Annotated in this window: 17 protein-coding genes; 9 read left to right on the forward strand and 8 right to left on the reverse strand. The window is 41.5% G+C overall.

What is annotated here, in order from left to right; translation table 11 throughout:
• The first annotated feature begins 1 nt into the window (after position 1).
• The 7 genes from VYM24_RS07555 (at position 2) to VYM24_RS07585 (ending at position 6,100) form a co-directional block, all read left to right on the forward strand.
• Positions 2-619: an HAD family hydrolase gene (locus VYM24_RS07555; protein ID WP_291550070.1), complete on the forward strand. Its 618-nt coding sequence runs from the start codon at positions 2-4 to the stop codon at positions 617-619.
• An 18-nt stretch (positions 620-637) separates the two neighbouring features.
• Positions 638-1,555, forward strand: coding sequence for a bifunctional riboflavin kinase/FAD synthetase (locus VYM24_RS07560; RefSeq protein WP_291550071.1), 918 nt, complete (start codon positions 638-640; stop codon positions 1,553-1,555).
• A gap of 313 nt (positions 1,556-1,868) precedes the next feature.
• Positions 1,869-2,648 carry a CPBP family glutamic-type intramembrane protease gene (locus VYM24_RS07565; protein ID WP_291550072.1) on the forward strand — a complete coding sequence of 260 codons (780 nt, stop codon included), beginning with the start codon at positions 1,869-1,871 and terminating at the stop codon, positions 2,646-2,648.
• Positions 2,645-3,301, forward strand: coding sequence for a DUF2975 domain-containing protein (locus tag VYM24_RS07570; protein WP_291550073.1), 657 nt, complete (start codon positions 2,645-2,647; stop codon positions 3,299-3,301). The genes VYM24_RS07565 and VYM24_RS07570 overlap by 4 nt, the downstream gene beginning before the upstream one ends.
• Positions 3,302-3,316: 15 nt before the next feature.
• Positions 3,317-3,946, forward strand: a complete 630-nt coding sequence (locus tag VYM24_RS07575) for a DUF2975 domain-containing protein (RefSeq protein WP_291550074.1) — start codon at positions 3,317-3,319, stop codon at positions 3,944-3,946.
• A gap of 26 nt (positions 3,947-3,972) precedes the next feature.
• The gene (locus VYM24_RS07580) at positions 3,973-4,182 is read left to right on the forward strand and encodes a helix-turn-helix domain-containing protein (protein ID WP_007662013.1); all 210 of its coding nucleotides are present in this window, start codon (positions 3,973-3,975) and stop codon (positions 4,180-4,182) included.
• A gap of 1,000 nt (positions 4,183-5,182) precedes the next feature.
• Entirely contained in the window at positions 5,183-6,100 is a 918-nt protein-coding gene (locus VYM24_RS07585) for a 6-bladed beta-propeller (RefSeq protein WP_291550075.1), read from the forward strand.
• A gap of 74 nt (positions 6,101-6,174) precedes the next feature.
• On the opposite strand, the gene VYM24_RS07590 is transcribed toward VYM24_RS07585, so the two are convergent.
• Genes VYM24_RS07590 through VYM24_RS07600 form a run of 3 tightly spaced genes read right to left on the reverse strand, consistent with a single transcriptional unit; the run spans position 6,175 to position 8,588 of the window.
• A complete protein-coding gene (locus VYM24_RS07590) occupies positions 6,175-6,603 on the reverse strand; it encodes a SufE family protein (protein ID WP_291550076.1) in 429 nt (142 codons plus the stop codon).
• Positions 6,604-6,633: 30 nt separating this feature from the next.
• Positions 6,634-7,629, reverse strand: a complete 996-nt coding sequence (locus VYM24_RS07595) for a M28 family peptidase (RefSeq protein ID WP_299095869.1) — start codon at positions 7,627-7,629, stop codon at positions 6,634-6,636.
• Positions 7,626-8,588, reverse strand: a complete 963-nt coding sequence (locus VYM24_RS07600) for a S66 peptidase family protein (RefSeq protein WP_291550078.1) — start codon at positions 8,586-8,588, stop codon at positions 7,626-7,628. Before VYM24_RS07600 ends, VYM24_RS07595 begins: the two co-directional genes overlap by 4 nt.
• A gap of 244 nt (positions 8,589-8,832) precedes the next feature.
• Between VYM24_RS07600 and VYM24_RS07605 the strand changes: the two genes are divergently transcribed.
• A complete protein-coding gene (locus tag VYM24_RS07605; RefSeq protein WP_291550079.1) occupies positions 8,833-9,747 on the forward strand; it encodes a phosphate acyltransferase in 915 nt (304 codons plus the stop codon).
• Between the two features lie 61 nt (positions 9,748-9,808).
• Positions 9,809-10,891, forward strand: a complete 1,083-nt coding sequence (gene buk, locus VYM24_RS07610) for a butyrate kinase (protein ID WP_291550081.1) — start codon at positions 9,809-9,811, stop codon at positions 10,889-10,891.
• 331 nt (positions 10,892-11,222) lie between these two features.
• Here the strand turns inward: buk and VYM24_RS07615 are convergent, their stop codons facing one another.
• The 5 genes from VYM24_RS07615 to pnp all read right to left on the reverse strand — a co-directional run bounded on the left by VYM24_RS07615 (position 11,223) and on the right by pnp (position 20,705).
• Entirely contained in the window at positions 11,223-12,830 is a 1,608-nt protein-coding gene (locus VYM24_RS07615) for a SusD/RagB family nutrient-binding outer membrane lipoprotein (RefSeq protein ID WP_330941899.1), read from the reverse strand.
• A 24-nt stretch (positions 12,831-12,854) separates the two neighbouring features.
• Positions 12,855-16,262, reverse strand: a complete 3,408-nt coding sequence (locus VYM24_RS07620) for a TonB-dependent receptor (RefSeq protein WP_291550084.1) — start codon at positions 16,260-16,262, stop codon at positions 12,855-12,857.
• Between the two features lie 187 nt (positions 16,263-16,449).
• Positions 16,450-17,385, reverse strand: coding sequence for a FecR family protein (locus tag VYM24_RS07625; protein ID WP_291550085.1), 936 nt, complete (start codon positions 17,383-17,385; stop codon positions 16,450-16,452).
• Between the two features lie 445 nt (positions 17,386-17,830).
• Positions 17,831-18,391, reverse strand: coding sequence for an RNA polymerase sigma-70 factor (locus tag VYM24_RS07630; protein ID WP_291550086.1), 561 nt, complete (start codon positions 18,389-18,391; stop codon positions 17,831-17,833).
• Between the two features lie 169 nt (positions 18,392-18,560).
• Positions 18,561-20,705, reverse strand: coding sequence for a polyribonucleotide nucleotidyltransferase (gene pnp, locus VYM24_RS07635; protein ID WP_291550087.1), 2,145 nt, complete (start codon positions 20,703-20,705; stop codon positions 18,561-18,563).
• Positions 20,706-20,873 lie beyond the last annotated feature (168 nt).

The following is a 20,873-nucleotide window of genomic DNA, read 5'->3' on the forward strand; positions in this document are numbered from 1 at the left end:
AATGAAAGAAAAAGGAATTAAAAACCTTATTATCGATTTTGGTGGCGTATTGATTGACTTGGACCGCCAGCGTTGTATTGAGAATTTTGCAAAGTTAGGCATGCCCAATGTAGAGGCTATGCTTGATGTCTGTCATCAGCAGGGTTTCTTCTTGCAGCATGAAAAAGGACTGATTACCAGTGTGGAGTTTCGGAATGCGATCCGTGAACAGATAGGGAAGGTAGTGACCGATGCCCGTATAGATGCTGCTTGGAATAGTTTTCTGGGAGGTATTCCTACCTATAAGCTGGATTTGTTGTTGAAACTGCGTGAGAAATATGTGGTCTATTTATTGAGCAACACCAATGAAATTCACTGGAAATGGTCCTGCAAGCATGCTTTTCATTACAAGGCTTTCCGGGTAGAAGATTATTTTGAGAGAATTTTCCTTTCTTATGAAATGAAGATGGTGAAACCGGACGTTGCCATTTTTGAGAAGCTGTTGGAGGAAACAGGCATAGATCCGAAAGAAACTTTCTTTATAGATGATTCTACTGAGAATTGTCGTGTGGCGGAAACATTGGGTATTTCTACTTATACGCCGAAAGCATGTGAAGACTGGAGTCATCTGTTTAAGTAACCATTAAAAATTAAAGTAGTGCAGTTGCTTCGTAACATACCGGAAGTGCTTCCTCAGCCTTGTGTTGCTACCATAGGCTTTTTCGATGGAGTACATCGAGGACATCGGTACCTGATTGAACAGGTGCGCGAAGTAGCTGCTGCACACGGTTTTGCTTCGGGGGTGGTGACTTTTCCTGTGCATCCGCGCAAGGTGGTACAGCCGGAGTATCACCCTGAATTACTGACCACTTATGAAGAAAAGGTTTCTTTGCTCGCTGAAACCGGCCTGGACTATTGCATGATGCTTGACTTTACTCCTGAAGTTGCCATTCTTTCAGCAAAGGAGTTTATGTTGTTCCTCTACAATCATTATAATATACGTGCCCTTGTTATAGGATACGATCATCGTTTTGGCCATAACCGTAGTGAAGGTTTTGATGACTATGTACGCTATGGGCAGGAGTTGGGGATAGAAGTTATTCTTGCACATGCATATATAGATAAGGATGTTGCAGTAAGCTCTTCCGTTATCCGGCAATTGCTGTCGGAAGGTAACGTCTCGGATGCTGCTTCTTGCCTGGGATATGATTATTTCTTGAATGGCATGGTAGTAAGTGGTTATCGTGTCGGTCGTAAAATAGGTTTTCCTACTGCAAATCTTCGAGTGGATGATTCGGATAAGTTAGTTCCTTCTGATGGGGTATATGCAGTGCGCGTTACCGTAGCAGGTCAGAGTTATGGCGGTATGCTCAGTATTGGTTATCGTCCTACAATGGCTAACGGTACTGACCGTAGCATCGAAGTGAATATATTTAATTTCCATTCAGATATTTACGAGCAATATATCTGCCTTTCTTTTGTCCGCTATCTCCGTTCTGAGTTGAAATTTGATTCCATAGATGAACTGATTGCCCAGCTTCATAAAGATAAAGAAATAGCTTCCCGTTATCTTTAATATCTCCTTTTCTGTTTATATTTCTTGTATGATTATCGAAAAACGTACTTTTTTTATTGTTTTTCGATAAATATTTTCTGTTTTACTTGTTAGTCTCAGAAAATACCTTTTTATTTGCATATCGAAAAACGATAAATTATTATTGAATAACAAAACATATAAAGGTTGACGATTATGAAAAAGGCATTTATGAGTATTTCTTTATTGGTGATTTCCCTCTCCATGTTGATGGCTGTTCTTTGCGGTATAGGTGCTACCGTTTGATGATTTAATAGAGAAAATATATCTTTGTAAACTCTAAAGGACGACAACGATGAAAACTGCAATAAAACTGGCTCTTATTTACTTGGCGATGCAAATTCTCGGGGCATTGGCAGTGGGGCCATTCACTATGATCTATGCGTATGTAAAATACGGTACTGTAGACAGAGCAAGCGAATTTGCCTTGGCTCCCACTCTGCTGGCAGGATTTGTTTTTATGCTGATTTATTTGTGGCAAAAAGGCTACTTGACGGGAGATAAGAGATTATACTCTCCAGTGTCTGTATCTTATTTATCCTGGAGCGCTATGATGGGAATTTCCATGATTTATCTGATTGACTTTTTAATGTCTCATCTCACCTTTTTGCCTGACTGGTTGAGCGATACTTTTGATTTATTGCAATCCGGTTGGTTAGGAATTATTTGTGTAGCTATATTGGGACCCATTTTGGAGGAGTTACTGTTTCGTGGAGCAATCACTAAAGTTCTTTTGAAGAAGTATAATCCGGTAGTAGCTATCTTAATATCCGGTCTGATATTCGGTATCTTTCATATGAATCCGGCACAAGTGGTAGGAGCTACGCTGATCGGTTTTATTCTTGCATGGATCTATTATAAGACACATAGTCTGATACCTTGTATTTTGATTCACATCATGAACAACAGCCTTTCTGTTTATCTCGCTCTTAAATTCCCGGATGTAGAATATAGCAGTGAATTAATTGGAGAAAAAGCTTATCTGACAGGTCTCGTAATTGCTTTCTTTTTGTTTATATTGTCCTGGAGAATGATGAATACCTATAAATTATCTAATACAACTACTGAAATATGAAAAGGAGATTGAATATTCTTTGCGTGATCGTATTGCTCGTGCTGGGTTATTCGGTTTTAGAAACTACTTATTATGTCGGTTTGGGAATTAAGACCGGGATTGAGAAAGGCTTTGACTCTAAGATTGATGCGAAGGCTAAAGAAGAGATCAGCAATGTGCAAGTAGTGCAACTGATACCAAAAGATTTAGGCGGAGATATCTTGATTGATTCTGTTTATAATGAAAAAACCGGTGAATATGTACCTGCTGCTTACGGGCAAATGATAGTCAGTGTGAATACACAACCCAGTGTCTTATCAAGGACTGTTTCTTTCCTGATTCTTATTGTAAACTATGTTGCCATTGTCTGGGCTGTAGTACTTTTTATTCGCCTTATTGTGTCGATCAATAAATCCGATATATTCAATTGGAAGAATGTCCGGCGTCTCAGACGTTTAGGAGTGCTGCTTATTATTGGTTTTGTATGTACCTTCCTTCTTGCGTTTCTGAGTTTTCATGATGTGGAAAAAGTCTTTTCAGTGACAGGTTATTCATTGAGCATGGCGGATATGGTGCATATTACTTCACTGGTATTGGGGATTTCGGCCCTGATTGTGGCAGAAGTGTTCGCTATCGGACTGAAGATGAAAGAAGAACAGGAGTTGACGATTTAAAAAAACGATACGATTATGAAGAAATTTAGAATATTGGGGATATTAGCGATACTGGTGATTGTAGGAGATTTTGCCATTTCTTTTACTGCCGGTTGGCAAGAAGAACGTGACAGTTTTTTGGCGGGAAGTAAAAGTGCCCGTGCGGAAACACCGGCCTTATACACGCCTGAAGGTATCCCTGTGGAGGTACGGCCTCTGGAAACAACAATATTGGATTCATTGCGTAATAGTAAAATGAATGAAAACCTTCCTTACAAAATAGATAAAGTAAGTGTAGCTATTGTTCCGTCGACCTGGAGTAGTATTGTGTTTTGTTTTGGTGTGTTTGCGGCTTTGGCTATTCTCGCCGGAATTTATTGCCTGATACGGGTTCTAATTTCCATATCGAAGCGTAATGTGTTTACTCATGACAATGTGGTGAGAATGCGTGTATTCACTTATTCTTTATTAGCCTTTAGCGTCTTGAATGCGTTGATGGAATGGCTGAATTATATTGAAGTGGTGAAACAAGTGAGTCTGCCCGGATATGAAATAAAGGGTTTCAGCATGTCCGAAGATTGGGTATCATTGGTGGTCATTGTACTCTTTACCGAGATATTTGCCGTAGGTGTGAAAATGAAGGAAGAACAGGATCTGACTATTTAATCCTAACCTTGATAAAAGTGATTTATATGATTATAGTAAACCTTGATATAATGATGGCTCGACGAAAGATATCTTTAGGAGAGCTGGCCGAAAAGGTGGATATTACACCTGCCAATTTATCTATTTTGAAAACGGGAAAGGCAAAAGCTATCCGTTTCTCTACACTGGAGGCCATTTGCAAAATTTTGGATTGCCAGCCGGGAGATATTCTGGAGTATCAGGAAGGAGACGAATAAAATAGCATTTTAGGACTGATATATAGGTGTTTGTTAAATAGAGGGAGGATTTGGAATTTCTGAATCCTCCCTCTATTTATGTATAACTAGTGCCAGTTTATACTATTTTGTGGGTGTATTTGTCCACCATAATTATGGTGATATACTTGTATTTGATTGATATATAAAAGATTGTGTTATAAGTATAAAAGAGAATTTGTCCATCTTGATAATGATGACTTATTGAGGGGAGATACCTACATTTGTAATTTATAAATAGTAAATGGATGAGAATAAAGAAGGATAGTATTCTAATTACATTATTGTTTGCTCTTTCAATAGCGCTGATACTAATGGTTAGAAGTAACTGCCAAATTAATAGTGAGTGAAAGGAATGTAATCTGAAACTGTTGGAGAAAAAGATTACATTAGGTTCTGCTATTTGGGTAATAACTCAATGTCATAAATACACTAATGAGAGAATTAAAGATTTAGATCTGATAGTTGATAGGCAAAAGCGACCTTTTAGTCTTGAATTTAATGATGGATATAAGCTTTTCTATAAATTTTCTCTTTCAGATTGCAGTAGCTGTATTGAATCCGAATTGAAGAATATTAAGGGAAAAATGAAGTCTGTTAATATTCTTATTCATCAAATAGTACAAGATAAATACCTGAATTAATGTTTAATTTTAAATTTTAGTTATTATGAAAAAGAAGGTTGTTGTTTTATTTACAATTTGTTTTATGTTCGCATTTGTGCAACAGTATTTTAAGCAGAGCTCAGAGTTGGCAGATTTTATTAATTCTACATTGGTGAATGTGGAATCTCTTGCATAGGATGAAACCGGACCTAATAGTTGGTTACAACCTGACGATGTAAGATATCACTATAATACGGAAGATGGCTGGGTTCATGTTACTACAGAAACAATATGTGTGTTTTGTGCTGTACCCTATTCCTGTACTCCTGTAGGTTGTGGAAGTGGATCTTAAAATTTAATCATTATGAAATGTATATATGCCGTTATATTGTTTTCCTTCTTTCTTTATTCCTGCCAAAGCAGGAATAAGAAAGAAGATTAAAATAGATGCCAAGGGAACAGGACCAGGTGAGTATACGGATGTTAATACATTTGTTATTAATGAACAAAGCAGGGAGTTAATTATTTATGATAATCATAAGCAATCTCTTTTGTTTTATAATGCGGATAATGGAATATTTTTCAAGACACAAAAGCTCGTTAAGCCTGATCCTACAGCAATGGCTTCGTTGGGAGGAGTCTATTATTATGATAATAGGTATCATAGTAACTATCCGAATAACACAGATCTATATTATTCCTTATTAGTCTCAAAAAATGCTATGACTATGGATCGGCACTATTTTCCACACAATGATGCTGAATCTTCTTATCGCTTTAGACCCACGAGGCAACCATTCTGTTATAATGATTCAGTATTGTATTATTGCAGAAATTTTGATAACGTAATTTACGAATTGGATCCAGATAGCTTAAAAGCTCTATATAAAATAATGTTGCCGGATCCTTTGCCATTTTCTAAAATAGAAAATAAGATAAATGGATGGGAATTGGTAAAGTCAAAATATTCTCTGGGATTAGAAAGTATATACAAATGTAATAATCTTCTTTATTTCCAATTTTCAAAAGATGGCTTTCTTCAATCTGCTCTATATGATTTAATCCAAGAGAAACAGATATATTGTGGTAAAAGACTGACTGATAAAGTTGGTAAATCAGTTCCTATCTTTCAATTAATTGATGGAGTTTATAAAGGACAATTCTGGGGTGTTTTAACCCCGGAAACTATAGGATATGCTTTGTCTAAAGAACCCAAAGATTATCCTGATATATTTCGTAAATATGATCCTGATACTGATAATCCAATTATTGCGTTTTATAACGTTGTCCAATGATTGTATGAAAATAACTATTGTTGTGGAAAGTCTATTCCCCTTATCAAAGCACTATTGATAAAGGGAATATCTATTTATTTACTACTATCTTTCGTCTTGAAAGCCAGCGCATACATCCGCATCTGCTTCACCATAGACAGCAAACCATTGCTACGGGTAGGAGAAAGATGTTCTTTCAATCCTATCTTATCGATGAAATAAAGATCAGCATTCAGAATTTCGTTTGGTGTATGCCCGGAAAGGACTTTCATCAGCAACGAAATGATACCTTTTACAATCAAAGCGTCGCTTTCTGCTTTGAAGATAATTTTTCCATCCTCTTCGTCAGCTTGCAGCCATACGCGGCTTTGGCAACCTTCAATCAGATTCTGTTCCGTTTTATATTTTTCGTCGAGCGGTTCCTGCTCGTTTCCTAAGTCTATGAGGAGCTGATAGCGATCCATCCAGTCGTCAAAGTCGCTGAATTCCGCAATCACTTCGTCTTGTGCTTCGTTGATACTCATACTTCTTGATTTATGTTTTTGATTTATAAATTATTTCTCGCTGTAAATAACTTGCATTACCGTCTGTCCCACTGCTTGCAATGTAGCCTTATCAATGGCATCCATGTCATCTTTCACAGTATGCCAGTGCTCAAAGAAATCACCTTCCGGATAATAAGGAACGATATCAATGGTTGGAATTTTGGCGTACTTGTTGATGAACGTATGGTCATCGGTTACGAAACCGCCTTTTTTCTGTACAAAATGGCGCCCGAAACCTAAAGCATTGGCTGTTTTCCAGACTTTCTCATTGACATTGGGAGCTACTTCATGAGACAAACCTTCATAACGGAATTCTGCATTCTTGCCCCCTACCATGTCCAGCAGTATACCGAAGCGTGCATTATATCCTTGCACATGCGGATTACGTGCCCAATACTGGGAACCGAGTCCCCAGTATTCCTCTTTATGCGGGCCATTGTAAGCCTGGTGTGTTCCATAATCTTCAGCATCTACAAAAACAATATCGATACCCATTTCCGGTAACTGTTTCTGTAAATGACGTGCTATTTCCAATAATACGCCTACACCGCTGGCACCGTCATTGGCACCTAAAATGGGTGTGTAATGCTTTTTGGCGTCCGGGTCAGCGTCTGCCCACGGACGGCTGTCCCAATGCGAAAAAAGGACGATACGCTTTTTCATATCCGGTTTGTAGGAACCGATAATATTCCGGGCTTTTAGTAATGTGCCGGTATAGGCAGGTAAGTCTACATATTGGTTAGTAACCTTTGCGCCGAATTCTGTCAGTTTATCAGCCAGATAGTTGCCGCAATCCACATGCGCTTTCGTATTAGGAACGCGTGGACCGAAGTCAACCTGTGCTTTCACATACTGGTAAGCACTGTCTGCATTGAACTGTGGAACATTGACGACGTTTTTAACAGTTGCTTCAGCGTCGTCGCTTGCCTTTTTGGTATTGTTGCTGCATGCTATGAATGCAAGCAACACCAGGCATAAAGGGATGAGAGTATAATTCCGTTTCATTCTTTATCTAAATTAAAACTTAATTTCACTTCTTTTTTTCCGGTCTCCAGCGTTACTTCCGCTCCGTTTATCATGGGCAGGTTCATGCTGACATGTCCTACCGGGAAATTAAAACAGACGGGGTAATCGTATTCTTTCACGAGGTCGGCAATTGCACCGTATAACTCTTTCCCCAAAGACTTGTTTTCCTCGTATTCCGTAAACTGTCCGATAATAAGACCGGATAGTTTTTCTAATATACCGCCCAGTTTCAGATTGTAGATCATGCGCTCTACTGCATGCGGACGTTCGCCTACATCTTCTATAAAGAGAATGCTTCCTTCGGCAGGTATATCGTAAGGGGTGCCACGCAACCCATAAAATACGGACAGGTTGCCACCTCGTAAAATGCCGCTGGCAGTTCCTTTATGGTTTAATTTGTGCCCGGGGCAAATATAGCTGAAACCATTTTCCGAGGTTTCTACAGATTCTGCCGTCTCCGGATTAAAATGTCCAAAGAGGATATCTTTGAGTGCCAGTGTGCAGAAGTCATCTTCGGATTCTACCGTCAGATGGCGTGCCATCAGGGCGTGGAGTGATGCAAAACCTTCTTTCTGGAGCACATTATGTAATGCGGTAATGTCACTGAAACCAATCAGCCATTTAGGATGTTCACGAAAGCGGGTAAAATCGAGTTTCCCTAACAAGTGCACTGCTCCATATCCGCCACGGCTGCATAGAATGACTTTAGCCTTTTCATCATCCAGGGCATTCTGTAAGTCTTCTACGCGCTGTTTGATGCTGCCTCCATACGTTCCGTGTGAGCTTCCGGCATGTTTAGCCATTACCACTTCCAGTCCCCAGGACTTCAAACGCTTTTTGGCTCCTTTCAAAAAAGACTTGTCTATCTTGCTGGAAGGAGAAAGGATGATGACACGATCACCTTTTTGTACGTATGGCGGAAAAATAAGGCTGCTCATAATTCAATATTTTGCGTATGGGGACAAAAGTACATAAAATAACTCAAAACGAAATTTAGTTTACTCCACAGATTACACAGATTAACACAGATTTATTCTAATAGTAGAGAAAAGTAATAATCTGCGTTAATCTGTGTAATCTGTGGAAAAATCTATCAAAATGAAATGAAGCCTATGAAATTTCCAAGGATGTTATGCTGCATTTCTCGACATTTTTTCAGATATTTGCTAAAAATCTAACGTTATGGAACCTATTCGAAGCTTTGATCAACTAACCTCGCACTTGAAATCCTTGAACAAAAGGAAACGTATTGCAGTAGTTTGTGCTAATGACCCCAATACGGAATATGCCATTTCTCGTTCTCTGGAAGAAGGGATTGCGGAGTTCCTGATGGTTGGCGACTCTGCGATTCTTGAAAAATATCCTACATTGAAGAAATATCCCCAGTACGTCCGTACCGTGCATATAGAGGATCCCAATGAGGCGGCGCGTGAGGCTGTACGTATTGTCCGTGAGGGTGGAGCGGATATTTTGATGAAAGGCATTATCAATACGGATAATTTATTGCATGCTATCCTTGACAAAGAAAAAGGTCTGTTGCCTAAGGGGAAAATCCTAACTCATCTGGCTGTAATGCAGATTCCTACGTATGATAAATTGTTGTTCTTCTCGGATGCCGCCGTAATTCCGCGACCTACTTTGCAGCAACGCATAGAGATGATCTGGTATGCCATCCATACTTGTCGCCACTTTGGCATCGAACAACCTCGCATTTCACTTATTCATTGTACGGAGAAGGTAAGTGCCAAGTTCCCCCATTCGCTGGATTATGTTAATATCGTGGAGTTGGCGGAGGCCGGAGAATTCGGAAATGTAATAATCGATGGTCCGTTGGATGTGAAGACTTCCTGTGAGAAGACAAGCGGTGATATCAAAGGGATTGCATCTCCTATCAATGGAGAAGCGGATGTGCTGATCTTCCCTAATATCGAATCAGGAAACGCTTTTTATAAGGCTGTATCCTTGTTTGCCCATGCTGATATGGCAGGCCTGTTGCAAGGTCCTGTATGTCCGGTGGTGTTGCCCTCGCGTAGTGATTCCGGTCTCTCTAAATATTATAGTATTGCGATGGCATGCCTCACTTGTGCTTGTGACTAAGTGACAGGGTGATAAAGTAGGTGATCCTAATCGTAAATTGTAAAACGTCAAATCTTAAATTATGAGAATTCTTGCTATCAATCCCGGTTCTACTTCAACGAAAATTGCAGTATACGAAGACACAACTCCGCTTTTGGTGCGTAACATTCGCCATTCGGTAGGAGAACTTTCCCATTTCCCTCGCGTCATCGACCAGTTTGAATTCCGCAAGAATTTGGTAATAGAAGCCTTAAAAGAGAATGGTATTCCTTTTGAATTTGATGCCATCGTAGGGCGTGGAGGATTACTGAAACCCATTCCGGGCGGGGTATACGAGGTGAACGATGCCATGTTGGATGATATAGCCCATGCCATGAGAAGCCATGCGTGCAACTTGGGGTGTCTTATTGCTTCCGAATTGGCGGCATTGCTCCCTGATTGCCGTGCTTTTATTGCTGATCCCGGTGTCGTGGATGAACTGGATGAGGTAGCCCGTATCACGGGTTCTCCACTGATGCCACGTATTACCATCTGGCATGCTTTGAACCAGCGTGCCATTGCCCGCCGTTATGCTGCCGAACTTACAGCCGCTTCTTCCGACCATCCGGTGCGCTACGAAGATTTGAACTTGATTATCTGTCATTTGGGTGGCGGAATCTCTGTCGGTACTCATAACCACGGTCGCTGCATCGACGTGAACAATGCCCTCGATGGAGAAGGACCTTTCTCGCCCGAGCGGGCAGGGACGTTGCCTGCGGGCCCATTGATTGACCTTTGCTATTCCCATCGTTTCAGGAAAGATGAGCTAAAGAAGCGTATTTCCGGTCATGCCGGTCTGGCAGCGCATCTTGGCACTACGGATATACCTGCTATTATCAAGTCCATAGAAGGTGGGGATACGAAAGCGGAATTGGTGCTGAATGCTATGATTTATCAGGTTGCCAAAAGTGTGGGTGCCGCCGCTGTTGTGCTTTACGGCAAAGTCGATGCAATTCTGCTGACGGGGGGGATTGCTCATTCCGATTATGTCATTTCCCGTTTGAAGGAACGGGTTTCTTTTCTTGCTCCGGTGCATGTCTATCCCGGGGAAGATGAACTGGAGGCACTTGCTGTCAATGTTCTGGGAGCATTGCGGGGGGAGTTGCCGATACAGGTCTATAAGTGACAATTAAAGAGATACGCCCCCAACGATTGTTTCATTCCGTGAAGGTTCTGTTTACCTCAAATGGTAACTCCATTTACACGCCGAGGTAAAGACCGTTACATACCGAGGTAAAGAGCGTTACAATAGGAGGTAAAGGTCGTTACATCCTGCGGTAAATGCTTTTACATCCTGCGGTAAATGGTTGGTAAATGTAATGCGCTGATAAAAAGGGAGTAAGCTTGATAGAAAAGGAGTAAAGCCCCCCAAATGACTTTACTCCTTCCAATCTTCTTTCCCTCGTAACTAATACGGAGAAAACGCCACTAATCAAAATCTTATACGTTGGTCTTATTTAAAATTTATTCTGTCCTACAGACCACCATAAGTCTGTTCCACCATTGTCTTGTCCACCTAAAGCATCAACCAATTGTCTGTATAATTCAGGCTGGTCAGTTTTCAAGTTTGCCGGGAATGGAAGGCGACGTACCATTTTATCAGTATCTATCGTTCCGCCGCTCAGGTTTGCCAATGTCTTGAATAATTTAGGATAACCTGTGCGACGCTGCTCGGCCCATGCTTCAGCACCTTCTGGGAAGATTGCTAACCATTTTTGCGTAATGATACGTTCCAGCTTTTCCTCATTAGAAGCACCTTCATTCCATTTGGGAGTGATGGTAGTCATGGCTTTCATATCGTTCTTTTCAAAGAATACATCTTTATAGTCTGATGGTTTGGCATCACTTGCCAAATAAGCGTCAACGCCACTGGCACCCCATTGTTCGAAGGAGAGACGTACGCCTTTTTCATAGCAATCTTTTACGTTCTCTGTAGAGTATCCGCGTAAGGCTGCTTCTGCACGCAGGAACCACACTTCTGCAGAAGTCATCAGCGGAGCCGGAAAATCTGCCGTAATGGTGCAACGTGAGTGGAACTTATAGTGGTTAACTTCTTTAGGTGTATTGAAGTTAAATCCCTGGGGAATACCTTTTTGCATACCTGCATAGTCAAAGCGTTGCGCAGGGCTGTTATCGGCAAGTCCGCCTACAGAAGGGGTGAAATACCTATCTGTGCGTGGATCATCGTAACCAACCATGAAGGACTCTAAAGATGCGTTCATATAAACTTCCCACCAGCTAAGGCCGATAGTTCCCAACGGATTTTTATATCCGGTTTTGGTTGAAACTTCTACTATGTCGTTGTTTGTTTCCAATACTCCATATTTGTTGGAGAGGGCTTTCTTGGCTTGTTCGGATGCCATTTGAGAATTTACATTAGATATTCGCATTGCCAAACGCAGACGTAGAGAATTAGCCCATTTTGCATACTGTGAGTAAGTTGATTGACTTCTCATCAGGATGTCATAAGAAATTTTATCCTCTATTCCATTGGAGAGCGTCTGATCTATTAAACTGATGGCATCATCTAAATCTGCAAACATAGCTTTATAAGCATTTTCCTGGCTTACAGGCGCTGTTGCATGGTTCTCATATAGGATGGGGCCATATTGGTCCGTCAGGCGATGCATAGTTGCCACTCTATATATTTTTATCAGAGACATATATTGTGGAAGCTCACTATCAAAGTCTTCCGCTTTGTTGAGTGCGGAAACTGTCTGGCTATATGAAGTGGACCAGTTGCTACTGTTCCATCCGTCGTTCATATTGTATACGGAGTTTTCTCCTGCAAACTTAGTTGCCATATCGTGGAAATATCCTGCAAACATATCGACACCTAAATTCTGTATGGTCTGGAAAGTCCAATCTGTACCTTCTCCCCAGTTGTAGTTGAAATAGATGCCTTGCTGTATAGAATTGAAATACATGGTATATCCGGCATTGTCCATGACCTGCTTACCAGAATCGTAAGAACCGTCTTCGGAGTTTAAGTTATCAAAATTGCTTGTACAAGCGGTAATTAATAATCCGCCTATCACTAATGTATGTATAAATTTGCTTTTCATATTACTTGCTTTTTAGATGATACGTTAGAATGTAAATTTCACATTAAAACCAATGCTGCGGGTAGTCGGCATGCCGAAAACGTCTACACCCTGCATATCGTTTCCTACTGACATCAGTGCGTCAGGATCGAATGGAGCATCTTTATAGATAAAGAATAAGTTGCGTGCCACTAATGAGAGATTGATGTCTTTGAATACCTTCGTCTTTTCCATCCATTTTTCCGGAAGGCTGTAAGCTATGGATAATTCACGTAAACGTATATTGGTTCCTTTGTACATATAGTATTCTGTACATCCGTTGATGTCTCCGACTCTTGCATAGAATCCCTGTATGTTGTCTTTCTTTTCTGTTTTAGTGAACTTCTGTCCTTCGACTTCGACATATCCACGATCCAGTGCTTCGCCGGCGGCTTTGCTTACCCCGTGGGCATCCAATTGTCCTTGGGTGAATGACATTACGTCGCCACCAATGCGTGCATCTATCAGGAAATTAACCGATACACCATAGATATTAAATGTATTGCTCCAGCCCAATGTACATTTAGGTTGGCTGTTACCTAAATATTGTTGACGGTCTGTATTGAGTTCAGGGAGTCCTTCGCTATCCAGTACGATTTTTCCTGCTTCATCGCGTTTGAATGAGTTACCGTAAAGGTCACCTAGTGAACCGCCTTCTTTAACAATCATACGGTATGCCATGTTTACGCCCGAACCATAAGCAAATACTTTATAGTTGTCCGCGAGTTTTTCTACCTTATTTTTATTGGTAGAGAAATTAACTTGTGTTCTCCAACGGAAGTTCTCATTTTGTACGGGCACACCGCCTACGGTTAATTCAATACCTTTATTGCTGATCTTACCAGCATTGATCATTTGGTTCTTATAGGCAGACCCCGGAAGCATTGGCACTAGCAAGAATTGGTTTTTAGTCAATGTCTTATACCAGGTGAAGTCAATATCAAAACGGTTGTGGAAAAACTTCATCTCGAAGCCTGCTTCGTAGGAAGTTGAGATTTCCGGTTTCAGATTGCCGTCATTATAATCTGTTACCTGGTTGATGCTTCCGCCTATGGCGATGCGCGGTTGCAGGTTTGCTTTATATAGTGGCAACGTATTTCCGACTTGAGCGATAGAGCCACGTATTTTTGCAAAATTAATCCACTCGGGCAGTTCGAAAGAGTTGTGCGCTAGCCATGATAAACCAACTGACGGATAGAAGAATCCGGAGTCCATTTTAGAGGTACCGTAAAGGGTGGAAGACCAGTCATTACGGGCGGTTAAGTCCAGATAAAGTGCTTCGTTCCAACCTAATTGGGCAGTGGCGAATACTGATTGCATTACTTGGCGGGCTTCATTCGTCACTGACATATCAGTAGAAGAACTATATTTAATATTCGTCAGTGTAAATACGTTTGGATAATATAAACCAGATGTATGAGAGTCAATTCGTAAATTGTTGGACTTCTGATAGTTGATAGAACCTCCTAATGCCGCATTCAGACTGAATTTGCCCCATGTCTTATTGAACATGGCCATCAGGTCGCCATAGGCCATGAAATCACTTCCGGTTGCATAGGCATAACGTCCATTGTCTGTTTGGTCTGTCCAACTACCGCCTGTCAAGGTTGTTGAGGTAGAAGCCCATGTCTTTTCTTCAGATTTGTCACTGATGTAGTCAGCTGTACCGCGGGCTTGAAATTTTAACCAGTCAGTGACTTCCCAATTCGCACTTAAAGAAGCAATGGTACGCGTACGGGTGTCTTTCGTGTTGATGCGATTGACTAACCAATAAGGGTTGCCTTCCATTCCTTGCAGGGTTTCGGGATCTTTGTACCAATTCTGTTTTGGCATGTTACGTACTTCGTCAAGAACTTCTCCACTCCTATAATCTGCCATGTTCAGGTCGCGCGGGAAGGTATAAAGTCCTACTAACGGATTCATATATAATCCACCTGTAACCGGGCGATTGCGACCTACCTGGCGCATGACGTTAACGTTTCCATCCAATGTGAGCTTATCATTGAAGAACTTACCTGTTTCACGGAAGGTTAGGTTGTGACGTTCCAGTTTGTTCTTTTCAATAATGCCTTTGGCGGTTGTATTGGCATAGGAGAAATAGGTTTGCGCTTTTGCATTACCTGTTGATAAAGAAATAGAGTTAATGGCTGTAACGCCGGTTCCGAAGAAATCTCCTACATTGTCATGGTCTTTGATATTTCCTTTTTCCCATTTTGAATTATAGGAGTTTTGAAATTCAGGTGTGGAAATGGCACGGTCAAATGTAACATTGGCAGAATAAGTCACACGGGTTGAACCTACATTTCCTTTTTTAGTAGTAATCATGATAACACCGTTTGCTGCTTGCGAACCATAAAGGGCGGCCGCAGAAGCGCCTTTCAGTACGGAAATTGTCTGAATGTCGTCCGGGTTCAGATTGGATATACCGTCACCGGAGTCGCGGTTACCTGAGTCTGAATTACCACCCATGACTGAAGAAGTCGTTTCTTTGGCTGAATTCATCATGGGAACACCATCGATGACGTACAAAGGCTGGTTGTTACCTCCCTCAAAAGCCGAACGAATACCGCGGATGGAAACTTTAGCCGAGCCTCCCAAACCGGAAGCGCTTTTATTGATTGTAACGCCTGCAATTTTACCTTCTAGTGCATTAATCATATTGGGATCTTTAACGCGGGTTAAGTCGTCACCTCCAACTTGTTGTACAGAATAAGTTAGTGAGGATGACTTACGCTTGATACCCATAGCCGTCACTACCACCGTTTCCAGTGACAGGGCTTCTTCCTGCATCTGCACATTGAGAGTTTTCTGCCCGTTGAGAGCAATCGTTACAGGCTGGTATCCGATAAAGCTGATAACCAGCGTTGCATTAGTCGGTGTATTTAGTGTAAACTCACCGTCTATATTGGTAATGCAACCGTTTGTAGTTCCTTTTTCCACAACATTGGCACCGATAATGGGTTCACCCTTGGTATCGGTAACAACACCTTTTATAGAGATATTTTCTTGTTGTACGGCAGCAATGATTTCACTGGCCTTTTCATGTTGTTTGGTCAGCACAATATTCTTGCCTTCCATTACATATCTGATGTCGGTACCATTGAAGATTTTATCCAAAACTTCGGACACCGGTTGATTGTCTGCATCTACATTTACGGTGCGGCGCACATCCACGCTTTTCTTATTGTAGACAAACAAATACTCTGTCTGAGCCTCGATTTTATCGAGGATTTCGCTTACTCGCAACTCAGAGCGGGGGATGCTGATTTTGGCATTCTGAGAGTAGCTACTATTACTGTACGCTTGGAACGTTACAAACAAGAGAAGGAATAGTGTGATCTTCATAGTTCGTAATATTTGCTTAAATACTAAACTTTTTGGGCAAAAAAGCCCGTTCAAAGAAATTTTTCTCATATCTTTGTAATGTGTTAAGTTAATAAATTGATTAAGGTCGATTTTTGACTGTTTCGGATCGGAAAGTATGGGGGTACTTTCCGATCTTTTTTGTGGGGGGAATTGGTTGACTGTTTCTTTTATTTCATAATGCTTTTCTGTTTAAGAGGTTAGTACTAAATTTTAAGGTTTTATCTTTGATATCAAATTACTTCTTATAGATGGTGATCGAGTCTTTCTCTTCGTTGATCGTGAACTCAAAAGGATGATCTTTAGAGATGGTTCGAAGAATGTGTTCTATGCCGTCTTGTTCGCGGAATTTTCCGGTAAAACTTCCATAATTCAGCAGCTCAGGGCTAGCAACGGTTATTTTTACGTTATAGTATTTTTCCAGTCTACCGAGAATACCATTGAAAGGGGCATCATCGAAGCAGTATAACCCTTCTTTCCAACGCAGATATTCGTAAGAGGGAAGAGTGGTTTTCTTACATTTCCCGTCTTCATTCAAGAAAACTTCGTCTTTTTGCAGGCGGGTAATCATTTGATTGCTATTGGCAGGATAAATATCTACTATGCCTTCTACCAATGTGGTACCGAACTCTTTGCTACCTCTATAGGCACAAACATTGAAACTGGTACCTACGACTTTCACCTTGTTCATCTCAGTGTGCACATAGAAGGGGATATCTTTATTTTTGGCCACTTCAAAGTAGGCTTCACCATCCAGTTCCACGTTTCTTTCGCCACGCCCAAAGTTGGAAGCATAGGTCAATGTGGACTGTGCATTCAGCCATACTCGTGTGCCGTCGGCAAGAGTGATTTGTGCACGTTGTCCGGCGGGGACGGTTACTGTTTGTGGCAGGGATGCTTTATTATATAGGTAATCATTAGTCATGAAATAACCGCATACGCCTACGATGATAACGGCAGCTACACGTATTCCCCATTTTAATATCGGAGTCAGACGAAATGTCTTTTTTCCGGTACTTTGCCTGTCGGAGAATAAAGCGACATCAAACATCATACGTTCTTTCAAGAAAGCTTCCCGATTTTCTTCCGAGGCTTCCACCCAGTCAAGGATGCGCTTTTCTTCTTCAATGGTGGCGGTTCCTTTAAAATACTTATATAATAGTTCTTGGTTCATAAGGTACTTAATTTGTTTGTTGAATAAGGGCGTTTTTTCTGCCCCTCTATAATTAATACAGGTGAACTTGGAACTACCCTAACGGAAAATGAAACTTTTTTTGTTTTTTCTTCAAAGTATGGTAGAAAAGGAGAAACTGTCAGGAACTCTTCTAAGTCGTATCCGGTTCGTTCCCGCTTCGCTTCTATAGGAGGATGAAAATAGCGAAGCAGGTACGAGGAGAGTACGAAGAAGATTAGAATTGGGTATGGAGCGGATAGCTTTGTTCTGTTTTTCGGGTACTCCAAACGTAAGCGCATAGAATATCCGTGTGATGCACTGGAGGCACATCAGAACTTTATGGAATGTAACAGGAGATTAATTAATTGCCGGTATTAACTTGCCGGATTGGGAATTATGGATACATCTTTTATTTATATTATCAAAGAAAAGCAGGAGAGTTTTACTAAAGTAGGATAGAGGCGAGATAATCTTTCAGTTCTACACGCAGGATACGCAGAGCTTTGGTGATATGAAATTCTACTGTTTTTAGAGAGACATTCAGCTGTTCGGCTATTTTTTTGTTTGGCAGGTTGCTGTAACGGCTGAGTATGAATATTTCACGGCTTTGTGACGGCATCTTCTCCAATGCCTTGTTCACGATATGCTGTATCTCAGTACTGAAAATTTTGTCGGGTTCACAATCTTTCAACGTGGCAATACGCAGATCTAACTCGCGCTGACGGTGCGAATTCAAATCTTCCTCAATACGCAGGCGGGTTTGTTCGTGTTCTAGGTAATTGAGTGCCTTATTCTTGATAATGGTAAGGAGCAATGCGTGCAGACCTTTATCTTCTTCCCAACGGTCGCGGCATTCCCACAGAGAAATCATGGATTCCATAAGAATATCTTCTGCTTCTACCCAGCTTCTGATGTAGGAATAGGCAAAGGCAAGAAACTTTTCTTGATTCTCCCGAAAGAAACGAGAAAATAAATCCATAGTATATAGGTTACCGGTAACAGGCATTTTTAAATATAATCTCTCTTATTTAAGGTTTATAGGGTAAAGTAACATAATCTTTTTGGAATACGCAAAAGTATGAAAAGTTTTTTCTGGTTTTTCGCTTCTTTTTTTTACAAAAAGAAAGCCCGGCGGATTTCCGTCGGGCTTTATAAGATGAAGAATAAGGTATTTCTTATTTCTTTTCAGGTCTTTCTTGTCTTTCCGGTCTTGGAAGTAATACTTTGCGGGAAAGTTTAAACTTACCGGTCTTCGGATCAATATCAAGCAGTTTCACTTCGATTTCATCACCTTCCTTGATACCGGCTTCTTCTACTGTTTCCAGACGTTTCCAGTCGATTTCAGAGATGTGCAACAAACCGTCTTTACCCGGCAGGAACTCAACAAAAGCGCCATAAGGCATTACAGAACGTACTTTACCTTTGTATACTTCGCCAACTTCTGGTACGGCAACGATGCCCTTGATAAGACGCATAGCGTCATCAATGCTCTTCTTGTTAGTTCCGGAGATTTCTATTCTTCCGATGTTGTCTACTTCTTCGATAGTGATTGTAGCACCGGTTTCTTCCTGCATGCCTTGAATAATCTTACCACCAGGGCCGATTACTGCACCGATGAATTCTTTAGGAATAGTCATCGTTTCGATGCGCGGAGCATGTGGTTTCAATTCTGCACGTGGCTCCTGGATAGTTTCCAAGATCTTGCCGAGGATGTGCATGCGCCCTTCTTTAGCTTGGTTCAAAGCGCGTTCCAGAATGTCGAATGACAGACCGTCTACCTTGATATCCATCTGAGTAGCGGTGATACCGTTCTTGGTTCCTGTTACTTTGAAGTCCATGTCGCCCAAGTGGTCTTCATCACCAAGGATGTCGGACAATACAGCATATTTGTCTTCGCCCGGATTCTTGATCAATCCCATAGCGATACCTGATACCGGTTGTTTGATCTTCACACCTGCATCCATCAATGCCAGTGTTCCAGCACATACGGTAGCCATAGAAGAAGAACCGTTAGATTCAAGAATATCGGATACTACGCGCACTACATACGGGTAGTCAGCAGGAATTTGTCCTTTCAGTGCACGCCAAGCTAAGTGTCCGTGACCAACTTCACGACGGCCTACGCCACGCTGTGCTTTGGCTTCTCCGGTAGAGAACGGAGGGAAGTTATAATGCAACAGGAAACGTTCTTTGCCATGTTCCAGTACGTTGTCAATAATCTTCTCATCCAGTTTTGTACCGAGGGTAACGGTAGACAAGGATTGAGTTTCACCGCGAGTGAAGATAGCAGAACCGTGAGGTCCGGGCAGGTAGCTGATTTCACTCCAGATAGGACGAATCTCGTCAGTCTTACGTCCGTCAAGGCGTTTACCTTCGTCCAGGATGCTGCGGCGCATAGCCTCTTTTTCTACATCGTGGTAGTAGCGGTCGATCAGTGCTGCTTTTTCTGCCAGCTCTTCTTCGCTGAACTGCGCTTTGAACTCTTCGCGGATAGCATCGAAAGCGTCCATGCGTTCATGTTTATTTTTGTTGCCGGAAGCGGCGATGGCATAAGCCTTTGCATAGCAAGCTTCGTGAACGGCTTTACGCAGTTCTTCGTCGTTTACTTCGTGGCAATATTCGCGTTTTACGGTAGAACCAACAGCCTCTGCCAGCTCTTTCTGAGCCTGGCATTGCACTTTGATTGCTTCGTGGGCTGCTTTCATGGCGTTCAGCAAGTCAAGTTCGGAAACTTCACTCATTTCACCTTCTACCATCATGATGTTTTCGTAAGTAGCACCCACCATGAGGTCCATGTCAGCTTTTTCCAGTTGATCAAAAGTAGGGTTGATAACGAACTGTCCGTCGATGCGTGCTACGCGTACTTCGGAAATAGGTCCGTTGAAAGGAATATCTGAAACAGCGAGGGCGGCAGAAGCGGCAAGCCCTGCCAATGCGTCCGGCATATCAACACCGTCAGCGGAATAGAGGATGATGTTTACATATACCTCTGCGTGATAATTATCGGGGAATAAGGGGCGGAGAGCACGGTCAACAAGGCGGCAGGTCAGGATTTCATAATCCGAAGCGCGTCCTTCACGCTTGGTGAAACCTCCGGGAAAACGTCCGGATGCGGAGAATTTTTCTTTGTACTCTACCTGTAACGGCATGAAATCTGTTCCGGGAACTGCGTCCTTAGCGGCACAAACAGTAGCAAGAAGCATGGTGTTACCCATACGAAGCATTACAGAACCGTCTGCCTGTTTTGCCAGCTTTCCCGTTTCGAGTGTGATGGTTCTGCCATCAGGGAGCTCGATCGTCTTAACAATTGGGTTAATCATAAAAAATGTTTTATCTATATTTTCTTTCAAAATTCGTGCAAAGATACATATTAATTCATGTAATCAGGTGGGAATGAGATAAAAAAGTTTATAATTGACTATTTTTTTAGGTTTCCATGTGGAAGAAGCAATGAAAATGCTTTGACTAAACTTGAAAAGAACTATATT

Origin of the sequence: Bacteroides sp. MSB163, assembly GCF_036416795.1 — a bacterium.
Classification (GTDB): domain Bacteria; phylum Bacteroidota; class Bacteroidia; order Bacteroidales; family Bacteroidaceae; genus Bacteroides; species Bacteroides maternus.